Source organism: Streptomyces sp. NPDC001339, assembly GCF_042895955.1.
Lineage (GTDB): Bacteria > Actinomycetota > Actinomycetes > Streptomycetales > Streptomycetaceae > Streptomyces.
The window spans coordinates 897,017-913,847 of sequence record NZ_JBIAWT010000001.1; the positions used below are offsets into that span (position 1 = coordinate 897,017).

Genomic DNA, 16,831 nt, shown 5'->3' on the forward strand with positions numbered 1-16,831 from the left:
CGGTACGAAGGCATGCCGCACGCTACTCACGGGTAAGGGGTGGGGCAAGGGTTCTGCACGGGTCGGCACGGAGGGGAACGGGTCAGCGCGGAGAGGACGGGCCACGGCACGCCGATGGGCCGAACCACCCGCAAAGATTCCTTCGCCCATTCGTAGGGATTCCACAAAGAATTGACGATCCGCAGGACACTCGATGTTCGAGACCTAGGCCACACCGGGTCCCGCGCCGGACCCCCGGAATCCGGGCCTACCCTGGGACACCAGGGGGCCCAGGCCCTCTACCGGCGCCCCCAGCACGCTCCGTGTGGGAAAGGTCACCCCAGGGAACGGGTCGGCATGCGGTGTCGCCAGTCCCTAAAATCGCCGCATCTCTATTGTTGCGGCGAAGCGCCAAGGAAGGACCCATCGTGCGCAAGGTGCTCATCGCCAACCGTGGCGAAATCGCTGTTCGCGTTGCCCGTGCATGCCGGGACGCGGGAATCGGCAGCGTGGCCGTCTACGCCGACCCCGACCGGGACGCGCTGCATGTACGCGCGGCGGACGAGGCGTACGCGTTGGGCGGTGACACCCCTGCCACCAGCTACCTGGACATCTCCAAGGTCCTGGCCGCCGCCGCCGATTCGGGCGCGGACGCCATCCACCCCGGCTACGGCTTCCTCTCCGAGAACGCCGAATTCGCCCAGGCCGTCCTCGACGCCGGGCTGACCTGGATCGGCCCGCCCCCGCAGGCCATCCGCGATCTGGGTGACAAGGTCGCCGCCCGGCACATCGCCCAGCGGGCCGGTGCGCCGCTGGTCGCCGGCACCCCCGACCCGGTCTCCGGCGCGGAGGAGGTCGTCGCCTTCGCCAAGGAGCACGGCCTGCCCATCGCGATCAAGGCGGCCTTCGGCGGCGGCGGCCGCGGCCTGAAGGTCGCCCGGACCCTGGACGAGGTCCCCGAGCTGTACGACTCGGCCGTCCGTGAGGCGGTCGCCGCCTTCGGCCGCGGCGAGTGCTTCGTCGAGCGCTACCTGGACCGTCCCCGGCACGTCGAGACCCAGTGCCTGGCCGACAAGCACGGCAACGTCGTCGTCGTGTCCACGCGTGACTGCTCCCTGCAGCGTCGCCACCAGAAGCTGGTGGAGGAGGCCCCGGCCCCGTTCCTGACGGACGAGCAGAACGCCGAGCTGTACCGCGCTTCCAAGGCCATCCTCAAGGAGGCCGGCTACGAGGGCGCCGGCACCTGCGAATTCCTCGTCGGCCAGGACGGCACCATCTCCTTCCTGGAGGTCAACACCCGCCTCCAGGTCGAGCACCCGGTCACCGAAGAGGTCACCGGCATCGACCTCGTCCGCGAGATGTTCCGCATCGCCGACGGCGAGGAGCTCGGCTACGACGACCCCGCCGTCCGCGGCCACTCCTTCGAGTTCCGCATCAACGGCGAGGACCCGGGCCGCAACTTCCTCCCGGCCCCCGGCACGGTCACCACGTTCACCCCGCCCACCGGCCCCGGCGTCCGCCTCGACGCGGGCGTGGAGTCCGGCTCGGTCATCGGCCCCGCCTGGGACTCCCTCCTGGCCAAGCTGATCGTCACCGGCGCCAGCCGCGAGCAGGCCCTCCAGCGCGCCGCCCGCGCCCTCGCCGAGTTCACCGTCGAGGGCATGGCCACCGCCATTCCGTTCCACCGCGTGGTCGTCAAGGACCCGGCGTTCGCCCCCGAACTCACCGGATCCGACGAGCCGTTCACGGTCCACACCCGCTGGATCGAGACCGAGTTCGTCAACGAGATCCCGGCGTTCGCCGCGCCCACCGACCAGGAGGCCGAGGCGGACGTCCGTGAGACGGTCGTCGTCGAGGTCGGCGGCAAGCGCCTCGAAGTCTCCCTCCCCTCCTCGCTCGGTATGCCGCTGGCCCGTGCCGCGGTCGCCGGTGGTGCCAAGCCCAAGCGCAAGGCCGCCAAGAAGAGCTCCAGCGCGGCCTCCGGCGATACGCTCGCCTCCCCGATGCAGGGCACCGTCGTCAAGGTCGCCGTCGAGGAAGGCCAGCAGGTCACCGAGGGCGAGCTGGTGGTCGTCCTGGAGGCCATGAAGATGGAACAGCCCATCAACGCCCATCGCACCGGCACCATCAAGGGCCTGGCCGCCGAGGTCGGCGCCGCACTCACCTCCGGCGCCGCCATCTGCGAGATCAAGGACTGAGCGCAGAGCGCTGCACACCCGAGGGGCACCTGGCGGTCATCCGCCCGCCAGGTGCCCCTGGCGCATGCCGGATCAGGACTTCCCCACCACGTCCTCCGGGAACGTCAGCCGCTTGTCCATCCACTGGAGCGCGGCGGGCAGTTCACGCCGCCAGGTGGCGAAGTTGTGGCTGCCGTGGTCGAGGACGATCGCGTCCGCCTTCATCGGTGGTGTGACCGCGGCGAGGAAGGCCTGGGCGGCGGGGTAGTTCTTCTCACCGCTACGGCTGGTGCCCACCAGGACGTTCACCCGTGGGGCGGGCAGGTTCCGCAGCCGCCACATCAGGTCGTGCTCCTGGCGGCGCCGCGCCCGGTCCCGGCCGTCACCGAAGAGGTCGCCGGTCGTCGGATCGTTGCTGACCTTGTAGTCGGGGGAGAGCGCGGCCGCCGTGGTGTACGTACGGTCGTGCCGCATGGCCAGCTGGAGGGCGCAGCTGCCGCCCGACGAATAGCCCAGCACGCCCCAGCCTCCGGGGTCGTGGCCGACGCGGTAGTGCGATCTGAGGGCGTCGGGCAGATCGCGGGCGAAGAAGGTCTCGGCCTGCGGGCCGCCGGGCACATCGACGCACTGGGTGTCGCGGGGCGGTGCGATGGTGGGCCGCAGCATCACGATCACGGTCGGCTGCATCCGGCCGGACCGGATCATTCCGCCCGCGGTCTGCGGCAGCCGCAGGTGCTGGCCCAGCAGGAAGCTGCCGCCCGGGTAGCCGCTGAGCGCGACGATCACGGGAAAGCGCTGCCGGGCGTACTGCGACTGGAAGTACTGCGGCGGCAGATAGACGTACGCCGGGTCCACGGCCCGGGTCCGCTTGCCGACGATCCGCACCGACTCGACCTTGCCGGTCTGCTCCGGCGGGCCCTTCGGCAGACCGTGCACCTTGTCCAGGCCGTCCGGGCCCGAGGGCTGGACAAGGCCCTTCGACGGGTCCCCGGCGGGTCCGGCCGCTCCCCCCTCACCCCACTTCTCGACCGCGCCCGGTGCGTCGTCGTAGAGGCCGAGCAGCTCGCGCCAGGAGCCGTAGAACTGGAAGTTGGCGTTCACCGCCAGGCCGAGCGCCGCCACGAGGGCCAGCTGGGTCACCACGATCGCCCCGAGCCGCCCCACCATCGCCCGCAGCCCGCGGCCCGCGAACCGCGGCCACAGCCACAGCGTGAGCCCTACGCACACCACGGCAACCGCGACCATGACGAACAACAGCGACCGACTGGTCAGCCCCATGACATTTCCCTCGGCACTCTGCGCCGCGCTCCACCCCTCCGCTCCCTCCACCCCCTCCACTCCCACCGCTCCCACCGCTCCTCCGGCGGGATCACGGCTGGTCACGGCTGGATCGCGGGCCGGCTCGCACGACGTTTCCCAGACCCTCCGGAAGCCCCCGGAAGACCTCATTGCGCCAGGTTTGATGCCCCAGCCCGCCCCCGCGTTGCGGCACCGGGAAGGTGTTCGCCTGCACGACGTCCGCGATACGCCACCACGTCACCCGAAGGACGCCAACCGCCCAGGGCGGCCACCCCACGCCCCGCCACCGGACCCGCCCACCGGCCCCGCCGGCCCCGGATCCGCCAGGCCCCGGCCCTGCTCACGATCCCCTCACCGCCCGAGCGGAATCCAGCGGGAACGGCCGGGCGACGGGGTGCGTCCCGCCAGGTGAACAGTGAGGTGTGAGCACCCCGCCCGGGCGTACCTCACACCGGCACCGAGTGGCGGCCACACAACAGGCATCGAGGTAGTTGACCATGGAACTCAGCTCGCTGACGGGCGTCCGCCAGGCCATCACCGTCATCCTCCCCGTGCGGCTCCCGGCCCTGCCCCCGTGGGACGTAGGGCCCTTGCCGTTCGAGCTCGGCAGCCGTCACGCCGATACGTCCACCCGGCAGACGTACTTCACCCCGGCGGCGGCCCGCGCCCTGTACGGAACGGCGGAACGCCCCTGCCGCTGGCACCGCTTCGCGGACCTGACGCACGGCCCGCTGCACCTGCACGGCCTGGAGCTGCTGCGTACCGCGACCGACCGCTCCCGGGAACACGCACTGGCGGTTCTGCACCTGACGGCCGAGGGCCCGACACTGCTGGAGACCCTCCGGGCCATCGGTCACCGGCCCCACGCGGCCACAGACCCCCTGAGCGGCCCACTGGCTCCGGACACCCTCCTAGACGGCATCGCGGAACTCAGGACGGCCGAAGCCCCGTTCGCCATCGCCCGCCCGTACACCGTCGCCTTCCTCACCCCCGCGGCCGGCCACCCGGCCGCCCTGCGCCAGGACGGCGGCCGGCTCCCCGAGACGGCCGATCGATGGCTGTGGCAACTGGCCTCCCGCTCGACGGAAGCCGACTTTCCCGCCGCGCCCGAGCACCTGACGTCCCAGCAGGAGTACACCGTCCGGATATCCGCCGACTGGAGCGCCCTCGTGCTCCGCCACGGGGCTGCCTTCCTCGGGCACCGCCCGGACCAGGGCGACGGCGACTTCTTCAACTTCGCCGCCGTGCACCACCGCACCATCTACCTCGACGCCCTGCTGCTCGGAACCATCCAGCGCGACCACATCGACGAACTCACCGACGCGCTCTCCGATGTCTTCGACAAGCCGAACATCGGTCCGCGGGTCGCCGCACTGGAACAACGGATCGCGGCCTTCCGGAGCACCTACTGGCGGCAGCACCTGACCGCCCACGGCCCGGCCAACGAACTTCTCCTCGCCTACCAAGGGCAGTACCGCCTCGCGGACCGTTTCGCGGAGATCCTCGCCGAGGCGGCCGACTACGCCCGCCTCGTCCAGACCCAGGACAGCCAGCAGATCGCCGGCGCGCTCGGCGTCCTCACCATCCTCGGCCTCCCCCTGGGCACCGCCCTGAGCATCCTCCAGGTGCTCGACGACCACGACCCCGGCCATCTCTTCCTCGCCCTCGGAGCGGCCGCCCTCTCCACCGGCGTGGCCTTCACCACCCGCTACGGCCGCCTGGTCCTGGACTCCCTGCGCGACCGCGTGCGCAACAGCTCCGGCCGATGAACCGTGGCCCCCTCTCGCGGACGCTCCCTCCCGCGCCAAACCGGGTTCAATGACTGCTAGTTGACGACTACACACCTTGGTACGATGAGTTAAAAACTGCCGAAGAGGACACGGACGAGCGTGACGGTCAACGAGGGCGAGTCACTCCGGCTTTACAAGAAGGCTTTACGGTATGCCGAGTCGGACCCGGAGGTCTTTCTCAGCACAGCGAGGAGAGCGGCGGAGTCGATCCTCTTGGATATCGCTATGCAGGAAGCCGTTGGCTCCAAGCCGACGCTTGAGTCCCTGTTGACCGTGCTGGTCGCCAAGGGGCTGGTGCCGCCCAAGGTCGTCCTGGCGGTCCGGACCATCCAGAACTACGGAAACTACGGCAGCCACGCCCAGAAGATCTCGGACGAGGAGATCTCCAGCGAGGACGTACGCCCCTGCCTCAACGCCCTCACGCAGTTGGCGGTCTGGTACGGGCGCACCAGCAAGGCCCTGGCCGAGGACGCGGCGCGACAAGGGCTGACGTCCGTTCAGCACACCACGAGCACCACACGCCTCGCCGATTCCTCACTGATCGTGATCAAGGCCCTGCTGCTGGGCTGCGGCTTCGATCAGCTGCTGACGCAGCACAACCACCGGCTGGTACAGGTCCAGCTCCCCTGGTCGGACCACCTGGTCAGGGACGTGTCGCGACGACTGCTCGACCTGGCGATCTACAACGAGCAGCGGGTGCGACGCCTGCTCGCGGAGGACGACATCCGGGCGCAGGTGGTCCCCCTCGGGCGGGTGGGCTACTCGATGGGCGGGCGCAATTTCTATCTGCTCGCCGCGCGCGGCGGACGCTGGGGAGACGTAACCGCCGCGGAATTCCTGGCAAATCCGTCCGGAGCACAGATCGCCGTACCGAAACTCAGCGATATGTTCGACAACATTCTGGCGGCGTTCTCGACCGACGAAGCAGGCCTGCGGGAAATGGGCGTCAGCATTCTGGACGTACCGCACCACCTCGGCCTGGAACTCTTCCACCTGAACCGAGATGTGCTGGCCGTCGGCGGGCAGAACCTGCGTATGCACGCGCGCGACAACGACGCCTATTTCGAGCTGCTCAACTCCGAAATGCTTCCGGCCCGGGCCCAGGCAAAGCTGCGTTCGGCGGCCGCCAACGTCCTTGTCGCCAACCGCTCCTGGCTCACCGAGACGGGGGCCGATCCCACCGAGCTGCACCGCGAGCTGATGCGCACCTTCCATGACCTGGGTTCGGAGCGGACCCGCTTCGAGGAACTCGTACGGGATCTGGTCGCCCACGCCTCCTTCCCTCACGAAACCGACCTCGCGGGCAGAGAACGCCTGGTACGCCATGTGCTGTTCGAGAGCTACCGGCTGGGGGAACCGTGCTAGGGCCGACACAGGCTCCAGGGCACGACCGGCCGACCGCTCCCGGCGGTGACGCCCGGGCCAAGCGGGTGCTCGTCGTCGGCGGCACCAATTTCGACATCATCGTCCAGACGGAACGGCTGCCGGAGGAGCACGAGAAGCTCCGGGGCGGTGCCTGCTCCGCGCTGCCCGGCGGCTCCGCGGCCAACACCGCGCTGGGCCTGGTGCGGCAGGGCTGCGCGGTCCGGCTGGTGTCCGCAGTGGGCGACGACACCCTGGGGCGGGTGTGCCTCGACGACCTCCGGGCGGGCGGCGTGGACACCTCGCTGGTCCGCACGGACACCGCCGCCCGGACCGGCATGGCGATCGTCTTCTCCTCGGCCACCGGCAAGCGGATGATGACGTTCGCGGGCGCGGACCGGGACGCCGCCATCGCGGCGGTCACGGAGGAGGCGGTGTGCGACGTGGACCATGTGCATGTCGTCGGCGAGCCCACGCCACCGCTCACACGGGTGGTGGCCCTCGCCCGGCAACACGGCCGTTCGGTGTCGGTGGAGTGGAACGGCCGGGACATGAGCGCGGTGGCCAGAGGTTCGGCCGCGCTGAATCTGATGAACGCGGACGAGGCCCGACGGCTGCCCGGGGCGTCGCCGCACGACACGGCGGTCACCGCGCAGCGGTACGCCGAGTCGCTCGCGGGCGAGGTCATCGTGACGCTGGGGCCCGACGGGGCCCTGTGGGCGTCACCCGGCCGCCGGCCGGTGCACGTACCCGTCCGTCCGGTCCAGCCCCTGGACCGTACCGGTGGCGGCGACGCCTTCAACGCCGGTGTCGTCGCGGGGTGGTTGAGTGGTGACCCGACGGAGGAGTGCCTGCGCCGGGGCCTCGAATCGGCGTTGCATGTGATCACGAAGATAGGAGCTCACCCGTGACCAGATGGCTTGGCATCGCACTGCTTCCCAGTGCGGACCACCAGCGGGCCGCGATCCGGTTGCAGGAGAAGATCGGCGGCGGGCACCAGCTGCGCCCCACCTTGACGAAGGACGGAAACCTTCCCCATGTGACCGTGTTCCAGGGGCCGTTCACCGACGCACTCGACCCGGAAGCGGAGCTGGCGAAGGTCGCCGGCTCCGTGGCACTGCCGGGCGAGGTCCAGCTGGCCGCCACCGGCATCGTCTATCAGCCCACCGGCTGGGTCTTCCTCTCCCTGGAGCGGCCGCCCCTGCTGGAAGGACTGCAGCAGGCCGCCCTGCACATCCTGGACGCCTACCTCGCCCGTGAGGCATTCGACACGGCCAAGGACACCTCGCGGTTCTCGGACAGCGAGCGCGCCAGCTTCGCACGGTACGGCTACCGCTACACCGGCGACGCCTACGCCCCGCACATCACGCTGGGCCGCGCCGAGGAGCACATCGCCCAGGACCTGGTACGCACGGCGTCCGAACGCGTCTCCGTACAGCCGGAGTGGACGTTCGACAGGCTCAGTTTCTACGTGATGGGTGAGCACGGCGCCCACGCCGAGACCCTGGCGGAGCGGACCCTGGACCTGCCATGAGCGACGCTCCCACGCTGCTGTCGGTGGCGGAGGAGGCCGTCGGTGCCGGGACCGCGTGGCTGGACCGTGCCGGACGGGAACGGTCCCAGCGGCAGCGGCGGTTCAAACCGTCGGGCGAGGAGGTCACCCCCGCGGACGTCGAGATCGAGCGGGTGATCACCGACGTGCTGCGGAGGCGTTCTCCCGGCATTCCGGTCATCGGCGAGGAATCCGCCGGCGAAGGAGCTGAGCGAGGGCCCGGGGAAGGGGAAGCAGCTGAGGAAGGGGCCGGGAAAGGGCCCGGGGAAGCGGCCGAGGAAGCAGCCGGGGAAGCAGCGGAGAAAACGTCACTGCCGCCCCGGTGCTGGCTGCTGGACCCCATCGACGGCACCATGAACTTCGCACGCGGCGCCCCCTTCTACGCCGTCTCGCTGGCATACGTGGAGGACGGACGCCCCCGGCTGGGAGTCATCGATGCCCCCGCCCTCCGCCGTCGCTGGCGTACGGGATCTCCGGGCGGCGGGCAGCACCCCACAGCCGGTGCCGGAGCGGTGCGCGAAGCGGTCATCGGCGTCACGGGTACCGGCTCCGGTGATCCCCGGCTGGTCGGCCGACGCCTCTCCGCGCTGCACGGCACGGCGTACCGGATCAGGATGCAAGGTGCCATGAGCCTGGACCTGGTGGGAGTGGCGGAGGGCTGGCTGGACGCCTGCGTCTGTCTCGGCCCCAAACCCTGGGACGTGGCTGCCGGAATGGCGCTCGTCCGAGAACAGGGCAAGGCAGTACTGGGCGAGAGCGGCCGCGACTTCGCCTTCGATTCCCCGGTCCTCGTGGCAGGCGATCCGACGGTGACACGGGATGTGCTCGCCCTGTGGCAGGCGATCCGGCTGTGACACGGGGTGTGCTCGCCCTGTGGCAGGCGCACGCCGACGACCGCTGACGCGGCCACCGACGCAGGCGGAAGGGCACCTCCGCCCCTGCGCACGGCTCCGGCGACCCTTCTCGCAGGCGCGGCCGCGGTCGGCTGCGCTCGGCCGCGGTAATCGTTGCGCACCGCACGAAACGCCACGGGAGCGGGCAATGGCATCCTGGAGCCACCGGCCGCAACCGGCCGGGTCGAGGGAGGACGGCGATGGCGACCGACACGGCAGGGCAGCGGCGGACGCCGCGGGAGCCGGTGGCGACCGCACCGGCGCGGACGCGGGACGCGCGCCCCATGCGAGCCGATGCGCGCCGCAACTACGAACGGCTGCTGACCGAGGCCCGCACCGCCTTCACCGAGCACGGCACGGACACCTCGCTGGAGGACATCGCACGCCGCGCCGGCGTCGGCATCGGCACCCTCTACCGGCACTTCCCCCATCGCACCGCCCTCATGGGCGCGGTCTTCCAGAGCGAGGTGGACGCCCTGCTCGCCTACGCCAAGGAGCTGGCCGACGCCCCGCAGCCGTGCGCCGCCCTGGTCGACTGGCTACGCGCGATCATCGCCCACGCCAGCACCTACCGCGGGCTGTCCCGCGCACTGATGACCGCGTCGGCCGACGAGAGTTCGGGGATGGCACGGTGCAGTGTGCCGATGCGGGAGGCCGGCGGCGCACTGCTGGCCCGCGCCCAGCAGGCCGGAGCGGTACGCCCCGATGTGAACATCAACGACCTGATGCAGCTGACCAACGGCATCGCGCTGGCAGTCGAGGAGTCCCCGGACGATCCGAAGCTCGCCGATCGGTTGCTCACGCTCACGCTGAGCGGGCTGAAGGCGGGGATCCGCTAGGACTGCACGCGTTGCGGTGGCAGTGCCGTAGCAGTGCGGTGGCAGTGCGGAAGCAGCGTGGTGGCAGTGCGGCACCAGGGGCCGGCCCTGCCCACCAGGACCTGGCCATGCCCCCGGCGGATCCCCGCCCCCGCCGTTCGCCCGGCGGACCGCTCAGCGCCGCCGGGGCGCCAGGTCGGCTACCCGGCCGCCCGTGTCGGACAGCGAGCCGGCCGAGCGGAGCTGTGGCGCACCGCCCCCACCGCCCGGCCCGTGGCTGCGCCGCTGGCCCGGCAGCGGTACGTCCCGTCGCGGGCCCCGGCGGTCGCTCGCACCGCCCTCCGGGCCCGCCTGTCCCGCCCCGTGACCGGCAGCGCCCGAGCCGCTGGCGACGGCGATCTGGACGCCCTGGTCGGCCAGCGCCTGGAGTTCCGTGGCCGCCCGGTCGTCGTGGCCCGGCGGTTCGTCCGTGACGAGGCGGGTGATCACATCCGTGGGGACGGTCTGGAACATCGTGTCGGAGCCGAGCTTGGTGTGGTCGGCGAGCACCACCACCTCCCCCGCCGCCTGGACGAGTGCCCGGTCCACGCTGGCGGAGAGCATGTTGGAGGTGGACAGACCGCGTTCGGCGGTCAGTCCGCTGCCCGACAGGAAGGCGCGGGAGACCCGCAGCCCCTGGAGGGACTGCTCGGCACCGCTGCCGACCAGCGCGTAGTTGGAGCCGCGCAGCGTACCGCCGGTCATCACCACCTCGACACGGTTGGCGTGCGCCAACGCCTGGGCAACCAGCAGGGAGTTGGTGACGACGGTGAGTCCGGGGACACGGGCAAGCCGGCGGGCCAGCTCCTGGGTGGTCGTTCCGGCGCCGACGACAATGGCCTCGCCCTCGTTGACAAAACCGGCCGCGAGATCGGCAATGGCCGTTTTCTCCGCGGTCGCTAGATGGGATTTCTGCGGGAATCCGGATTCGCGGGTGAAGCCTCCTGGCAGGACCGCTCCGCCGTGCCGGCGGTCGAGCAGCCCCTCGGCCTCCAGCGCCCGCACGTCGCGCCGTACGGTAACTTCGGAGGTCTGGACGACGCGGGCGAGCTCCCGGAGCGATACCGCCCCGTTGGCGCGCACCATTTCAAGGATCAATTGGCGACGTTCTGCAGCGAACACGAAACTGACAGTAACGCCAACGACCGTCTGTTTTCAGCAGGTTGCACCAATTAACGGAAGCTGTTCACGCGGCGGACCGTGACGTGGTATGCGACGCGCATATGTCGTACATCCGTCGAACTCCCGGCCGACACCGCCCGCTTGCGCCCTGGTCAGCCCCCCTGCGGGAACCGAGGAACGCGAACCGCCGCGATGCCCCGACCACCAAACGCGGACATACCCACGCAGGACCGTTTCATCCCAAGCGCTCAGGCCAGGCACAAACGTTCCCCGGCTCGCACCCCGACACCCCGGCTGCCGACCACGGCAGCGCGCCCCCTAAGCGGTCACAGCGGGTCACCAAGCGATGCGGCGAGATGATAATCTTCCGAATTCGATTGGTTCTGATCAGCGCGACGTCAGAGAGGTTCACGTGTCGCTACCGGGGACTTTCCGAGTCGACGTCGAAGAGCTGAGCCGCATATCGGGCAGGCTCGACGAAAGCGTCGAGGGTATGAGCACCGTCAGCCGCAGGCTGGACCAGGCGTCCGCCGGCCAGTTGGGCCACGGCTCACTCGACGCGGCCTGTGCGGACTTCCAGGAGAAGTGGAAGTACGGCATGGCCCAGATCAGCAAGCTCGCCAGCTCCATACGGGGCTCCGTCGACGCTACGGCCGAGGCGTACCGCACCTGCGACGCGGGCATTCAGCAGGCCTTCTCCCGCACGCCCGCACCATCTGACGCTCACGGTGGGACAACGGCGTCCGCGGGCCGGGCATCCGCCTTCGGGTAACAGCTCGGAGGCGAGGGCGCGACCACGCCTGAAGGGCACCGACGGCACCGACAGCACCGACAGCACCGACAGCACCGACGAACACAACCAAGGGGGCATGAGCAGAAGTGGCTGGCGGGACGATTCCTCCGGACGCCGCAGGCTTCCCCGGGCTGGGTTTCGACCCCGCCCCGGGCCAGCCGGCGGCGATCCGATCCCTGGTCGACACCGTCTTCGACGGACACCGGAAGCTGCAGTCGGTATGGCAGACCCTCAACTCCCTCACGCACAGCGGCGAGGAGTGGAGCGGGGTGGCCGCGGATGCCTTCTCCGCACGGGTGCAGGACCTCCCGAAGCTGGTCGACGCCGCGACGGGCAGCTTCTACGACTGCGCCTTCCAGCTCAACGAATGGTCCGGGAACCTCGACACCATGCGGTCGCAGGCACAGGATCTCGAACGGCAGGCCGTCGCCAAGCGTGCGCGCGTACGTAGCGCGGAGGAGAATCCGGACCTGCGACTCGCCGGCCAGACCTTCGACACGGACGCCGAGCTCGAGCGCGCCCAGCAGCGTCTCAACACGGCCGTTCACGACCTGGACGCGGCACGGGACGCGCTCAAGTCCGTGATCGAGCAAGCCTGCCGGCTCCAGCACCAGCACGACGAACTCGCCGAGAAGACCGCGACCGCGATCCGTCGCGCGGCGGAGGGCGCACCGGATGAACCGGGCCTTCTGGACAAACTGGCGGGCGCCGTCCAGTCGTTGGCCGAGGCCCACGCCATGCTCGCCAACGAGGTCTGGGACTGGGTCAAGGATCACTCGAAGAACATCGCCGCGGTGGGCGACGTCCTGGCGGCGGCCAGTACCGCAGTGGGCGTGGCCGGGTTCGGCCTGGTGGTGGCCGGCGCCGGCATCGCCACGGTGTTCCCGCCGGCGGGCGCCGCAGTGGCCGCAGTCGGAGAGGGCCTGGAGACGGTTTCCGGTGGGCTCGCGCTCGGCGCGCTGGCATTTCACGGTGTGGCGAGGCTGGCCGGGAACAAGGACGTGACAAACCGTACGCTCATCGAGGACACCCTGGGCACGCTGTCCTTCGCCACAGGTGGCGCCTCACACCTGGCCAGCGGCAGAACCCTCAGAATGATCGAGAACGCCGGCCGCCTGATGGGCCGTGGTTCGGCGGGCTCCGGTGCCGAGGGGATGAGCGAGAACCCGAGCGCTCTGGGGAATTTCGTCCCCAAGGACACCCGGCAGGCCATCGAGGCGGCCGTCATTCCCGGTGGCGCGCTCTTCGTCGGACTGGAGAACGCGTGGCAGTCCGGATACGACTCATGATTCGCCCGCTCATGACACACCCGCTCACGACACGCCCGCTCATAAATCGCCCGCTTCGCGCGACGGCCGTTCACCTGGCTGACGGGACGAGCACGCCATGAGCACGGCGCCGGAGCCGTGGGCCTTGGTGACCATGCTGGACGGTCGGCCCGAAGTCCACTTCACGTTCCCGTTGAAATCCCTCGCGGGCCGTACCGCCGGCGTACGCCCGCCGTACCTGATCTGGCTGGCCCGCCAGTACGGATACGCCTTGTCGACTGCTACCGCGATCGCGGCCGGGTTCGTGTCCGTCACCTTGGTACGCGATGACTCGGACGCGGCACGGCAACGGGCCGCGCGCACCCGAGCGAACCATCCCGGAGCCGGCCACGGCGGCCCCCTCCCCGGCCTGGTCTTCGCGCCACCGGCTCCGGGCATCCCCACCCCCGGGCTCGTACCGAGGGCAGAGCTCACCGCGGAACTGAAGGTCTGGGAACGGGCGGTCCTGCGCGAGTGTTACGGACCGTGGTCACCGCATGTCATGTCGGCCGGCGTTCTGGCGTCGGCGGCGCTGGTCTGGTTCGTCATCCTGCTCTCCACCGGCTCGGAGAAGGCCGGGCAGTTGGTGTTCGCGGGCGTCGCCGCCGTGTTTCTGTCCGCCGCCTCCGCGGTCGGCCTGGCCGGCGACCGGATTCACGCGGCACGTATCCACGCGGCGGGATACCGCAAAGTCCCCGATGGACGGGGAGAGCAGCGGTACGTACATCGCGATGAGCTGCTGCCTCCCGGGTACTTCCCCGGCCACTGAGCGGTACGCAGCAGGACCACGGCGAAGACAGCCGAATGCCGACGAAGACCGACGCACACGAACGCGCAAGAGGAAAGGGCAAGGCCCATGGTCGCAGCGGGATGCCCCGTCGAATTCTCCGTACCACCCGACTTCGAGGAGTTGGAGATCGGAGCCACCGACGACCGTATCCGCGACATCGTGCAGGAACGGCTGGCCGGCCAGCACATGCCGGACGGGGTCGCCGAAGCGCTGCTCATGTCCTATGAGCACGCGGCGCACGCCCTGCACACCGCCGGCGCCTTCTACGCCGGAACCTGCCTGGGGCTGATCGACGGGGACCCGTCGTCCGCCTCCCTCGTCCTTGCCGCCACGCCCATGGACGGACGGGACAGCAGAACCGTGGCCAGCGGCATCGTGCAGATATCGACGGCGCGCCACGGAGAGAAGTGCGCCGCACAGGTCTGGGAGCTGCCGTGCGGACCGGCGGCGGTGGTCGCACAGCCGCAGCTCGCCGTGTTCGTACCGGGCGAGTACGCGGAATCCGGAACGGACGAAGCGACCTTCGTGGCGCAGGCACAGGCGTGGATACCCGTGCCGCGCCACCGCACCATGGTGACCGCCACATTGAGCACGCCCAGCACCGATCACTGGGACCACTACTGCGAGGTCTTCACCGCGCTGCTGCGCAGCCTCCGGTTCGGGGACGACGAGCAGACCGCCGACCGAGGCACTCCCGCCGCCCCGCCATCGCCATCATCTCCGCCTCCGTCTCCGCCCACGGGCGCAGAGGTGCCGGGGAACCCGTTCGGCTGACCGTTCAATCCGGCCGTCCGAGCTGACCGTTCGAGCTGACCGGGCGGGCCGTCCGGCGCCCGGCCCGCATCTACTCCCCGGCCGCTCCCCAGCCGCTCCCCAGCTACTCCCCGGCCGTCTTACGGCTGTGGAGCTGCCGGGCGACCTCGGCGATCGAGCCGGACAGGGACGGGTAGACCGTGAAGGCGCTGGCGATCTGTTCGACGGTCAGATTGTTGTCGACCGCGATCGAGATGGGGTGGATCAGCTCGCTGGCGCGCGGGGAAACGACCACACCGCCGACCACGATGCCCGTGCCGGGGCGGCAGAACAGCTTCACGAAACCGTCGCGAATGCCCTGCATCTTGGCGCGCGGGTTGCGCAGCAGCGGGAGCTTGACGACGCGGGCGTCGATCTTGCCGGCGTCGACGTCGGCCTGGGAGTAGCCGACGGTGGCGATCTCCGGGTCGGTGAAGACGTTCGCGGAGACCGTCTTGAGGTTGAGCGGGGTGACCGCGTGACCGAGGAAGTGGTACATCGCGATCCGTCCCTGCATCGCGGCGACCGACGCCAGGGCGAGCACACCGGTGCAGTCGCCGGCCGCGTACACGCCCGGGGCGGTCGTACGGGAGACCCGGTCCGTCCAGATGTGGCCGGAGTCCGTCAGCCTGACACCGGCCGACTCCAGGCCGACGCCCTCGGTGTTGGGGATCGAGCCGACCGCCATCAGGCAGTGCGTACCGGAGATCGTCCGGCCGTCGGCGAGGGTCACCTCGACGCGGTCGCCGACGCGCTTGGCGGACTGGGCCCGGGACCGTGCCATGACGTTCATGCCGCGGCGGCGGAAGACGTCCTCCAGGACCGCGGCGGCGTCCGGGTCCTCGCCCGGAAGCACCCGGTCACGGGAGGAGACGAGGGTGACGCGGGAGCCGAGCGCCTGGTAGGCGCCGGCGAACTCGGCACCGGTGACACCGGAACCGACCACGATGAGCTCCTCGGGCAGCTCGTCGAGGTCGTAGACCTGCGTCCAGTTCAGGATCCGCTCGCCGTCCGGGAGGGCGTCCGGGATCTCGCGGGGGTGGGCGCCGGTGGCGATCAGCACCGCGTCCGCGATCAGGCTCTGGGACGTGCCGTCGGCGGCGGTGACCGTGACCTTCCGGGAACCGTCCGGCGCCTGGCCCGGCTCCAGCCGGCCGCGGCCGCGCATCACCCGGCCGCCGGCGCGGGTCACGGAGGCGGTGATGTCATGCGACTGGGCGAGCGCGAGGCGCTTGACCCGCCGGTTGACCTTGCCCAGGTCGACGCCCACGACGCGCGCGGGGCGCTCCTTGTGAGGCGTGTCGTCCTCGACGATGATGCCGAGTTCTTCGTACGACGAATCGAAGGTGGTCATCACCTCGGCCGTCGCGATCAGAGTCTTCGACGGCACGCAGTCGGTGAGCACCGACGCCCCGCCCAGACCGTCGCAGTCGACGACGGTCACCTCCGCGCCGAGAGAGGCGGCCACCAGGGCCGCTTCGTATCCGCCGGGTCCGCCACCGATGATCACGATCCGAGTCACGTCCTCCATTGTCCCGCACGCCGGTGACAGGTCTCGCCCGGGGGCGGATGTGCCGTCCGCGTACGACCCGCCCCGCCCCTGTACGGACCTGCGGTACCACGAGCCCGACGGGCTTCCTCCCGTACCCTCGGAACCATGTCGCTCTACGCCGCATACGCCGGCAACCTCGACGCGCGGCTGATGTCCCGCCGCGCACCGCACTCCCCGCTGCGCGGCACCGGCTGGCTCAACGGCTGGCGGCTCACCTTCGGCGGCGAGCAGATGGGCTGGGAAGGCGCCCTGGCGACGGTCGTCGAGGACCCGGACTCCCAGCTCTTCGTCGCGCTCTACGACATCGCCCCGATGGACGAGGAGTCCATGGACCGCTGGGAGGGCGTCGGCATGGACATCTACCGGCGGATGCGGGTACGGGTCGACACCCTCGACGGCGACGAAACGGCCTGGATCTACGTCCTCAACGGCTACGAAGGCGGGCTGCCGTCCGCCCGCTACCTGGGCGAGATCGCCGACGCGGCGGAGTCCGCGGGGGCACCACACGATTACGTGATGGAGCTGCGGAAGAGGCCTTGCTGACAGTGCCTGGCCCTAGACTCAAG

15 protein-coding genes are annotated in these 16,831 nt (G+C 70.5%); 12 read left to right on the forward strand and 3 right to left on the reverse strand.

From position 1 onward, the window contains the following. Window positions 1-407 precede the first annotated feature (407 nt). Complete coding sequence (locus ACFY12_RS03770) at window positions 408-2,177, forward strand: acetyl/propionyl/methylcrotonyl-CoA carboxylase subunit alpha (protein WP_390714058.1); 1,770 nt, start codon at window positions 408-410, stop codon at window positions 2,175-2,177. A gap of 72 nt (window positions 2,178-2,249) precedes the next feature. Here the strand turns inward: ACFY12_RS03770 and ACFY12_RS03775 are convergent, their stop codons facing one another. Then, complete coding sequence (locus ACFY12_RS03775) at window positions 2,250-3,434, reverse strand: alpha/beta hydrolase (RefSeq protein WP_390714059.1); 1,185 nt, start codon at window positions 3,432-3,434, stop codon at window positions 2,250-2,252. A gap of 518 nt (window positions 3,435-3,952) precedes the next feature. On the opposite strand from ACFY12_RS03775, the gene ACFY12_RS03780 reads away from it, so the two are divergent. From ACFY12_RS03780 to ACFY12_RS03805, 6 genes are all read left to right on the forward strand, one after another. Continuing rightward, window positions 3,953-5,224 carry a hypothetical protein gene (locus tag ACFY12_RS03780; RefSeq protein ID WP_390714060.1) on the forward strand — a complete coding sequence of 424 codons (1,272 nt, stop codon included), beginning with the start codon at window positions 3,953-3,955 and terminating at the stop codon, window positions 5,222-5,224. A gap of 120 nt (window positions 5,225-5,344) precedes the next feature. Continuing rightward, window positions 5,345-6,610: a DUF4145 domain-containing protein gene (locus ACFY12_RS03785; protein ID WP_390714061.1), complete on the forward strand. Its 1,266-nt coding sequence runs from the start codon at window positions 5,345-5,347 to the stop codon at window positions 6,608-6,610. Next, window positions 6,604-7,518 carry a carbohydrate kinase family protein gene (locus ACFY12_RS03790; protein ID WP_390714062.1) on the forward strand — a complete coding sequence of 305 codons (915 nt, stop codon included), beginning with the start codon at window positions 6,604-6,606 and terminating at the stop codon, window positions 7,516-7,518. Before ACFY12_RS03785 ends, ACFY12_RS03790 begins: the two co-directional genes overlap by 7 nt. After that, window positions 7,515-8,141, forward strand: a complete 627-nt coding sequence (locus tag ACFY12_RS03795; protein WP_390714063.1) for a 2'-5' RNA ligase family protein — start codon at window positions 7,515-7,517, stop codon at window positions 8,139-8,141. The genes ACFY12_RS03790 and ACFY12_RS03795 overlap by 4 nt, the downstream gene beginning before the upstream one ends. Continuing rightward, complete coding sequence (locus ACFY12_RS03800; protein WP_390714064.1) at window positions 8,138-9,013, forward strand: inositol monophosphatase family protein; 876 nt, start codon at window positions 8,138-8,140, stop codon at window positions 9,011-9,013. The genes ACFY12_RS03795 and ACFY12_RS03800 overlap by 4 nt, the downstream gene beginning before the upstream one ends. A gap of 323 nt (window positions 9,014-9,336) precedes the next feature. Then, on the forward strand, window positions 9,337-9,891 hold the full coding sequence (locus tag ACFY12_RS03805; RefSeq protein WP_390714372.1) for a TetR/AcrR family transcriptional regulator: 555 nt from the start codon (window positions 9,337-9,339) through the stop codon (window positions 9,889-9,891). Window positions 9,892-10,044: 153 nt separating this feature from the next. Here ACFY12_RS03805 and ACFY12_RS03810 read toward each other — a convergent pair whose 3' ends face one another. Further along, entirely contained in the window at window positions 10,045-10,995 is a 951-nt protein-coding gene (locus ACFY12_RS03810; protein ID WP_390714373.1) for a DeoR/GlpR family DNA-binding transcription regulator, read from the reverse strand. Window positions 10,996-11,524: 529 nt separating this feature from the next. On the opposite strand from ACFY12_RS03810, the gene ACFY12_RS03815 reads away from it, so the two are divergent. From ACFY12_RS03815 to ACFY12_RS03830, 4 genes are all read left to right on the forward strand, one after another. Continuing rightward, window positions 11,525-11,803, forward strand: a complete 279-nt coding sequence (locus ACFY12_RS03815; RefSeq protein ID WP_390714065.1) for a hypothetical protein — start codon at window positions 11,525-11,527, stop codon at window positions 11,801-11,803. 107 nt (window positions 11,804-11,910) lie between these two features. Then, on the forward strand, window positions 11,911-13,113 hold the full coding sequence (locus ACFY12_RS03820; RefSeq protein ID WP_390714066.1) for a putative T7SS-secreted protein: 1,203 nt from the start codon (window positions 11,911-11,913) through the stop codon (window positions 13,111-13,113). A gap of 97 nt (window positions 13,114-13,210) precedes the next feature. Then, window positions 13,211-13,900: a hypothetical protein gene (locus ACFY12_RS03825; protein WP_390714067.1), complete on the forward strand. Its 690-nt coding sequence runs from the start codon at window positions 13,211-13,213 to the stop codon at window positions 13,898-13,900. An 87-nt stretch (window positions 13,901-13,987) separates the two neighbouring features. Then, entirely contained in the window at window positions 13,988-14,695 is a 708-nt protein-coding gene (locus ACFY12_RS03830; RefSeq protein WP_390714068.1) for a hypothetical protein, read from the forward strand. Between the two features lie 103 nt (window positions 14,696-14,798). Here ACFY12_RS03830 and ACFY12_RS03835 read toward each other — a convergent pair whose 3' ends face one another. Continuing rightward, entirely contained in the window at window positions 14,799-16,244 is a 1,446-nt protein-coding gene (locus tag ACFY12_RS03835) for an NAD(P)H-quinone dehydrogenase (protein WP_390714069.1), read from the reverse strand. Between the two features lie 126 nt (window positions 16,245-16,370). On the opposite strand from ACFY12_RS03835, the gene ACFY12_RS03840 reads away from it, so the two are divergent. Next, the gene (locus tag ACFY12_RS03840) at window positions 16,371-16,808 is read left to right on the forward strand and encodes a gamma-glutamylcyclotransferase (RefSeq protein ID WP_390714070.1); all 438 of its coding nucleotides are present in this window, start codon (window positions 16,371-16,373) and stop codon (window positions 16,806-16,808) included. Window positions 16,809-16,831 lie beyond the last annotated feature (23 nt).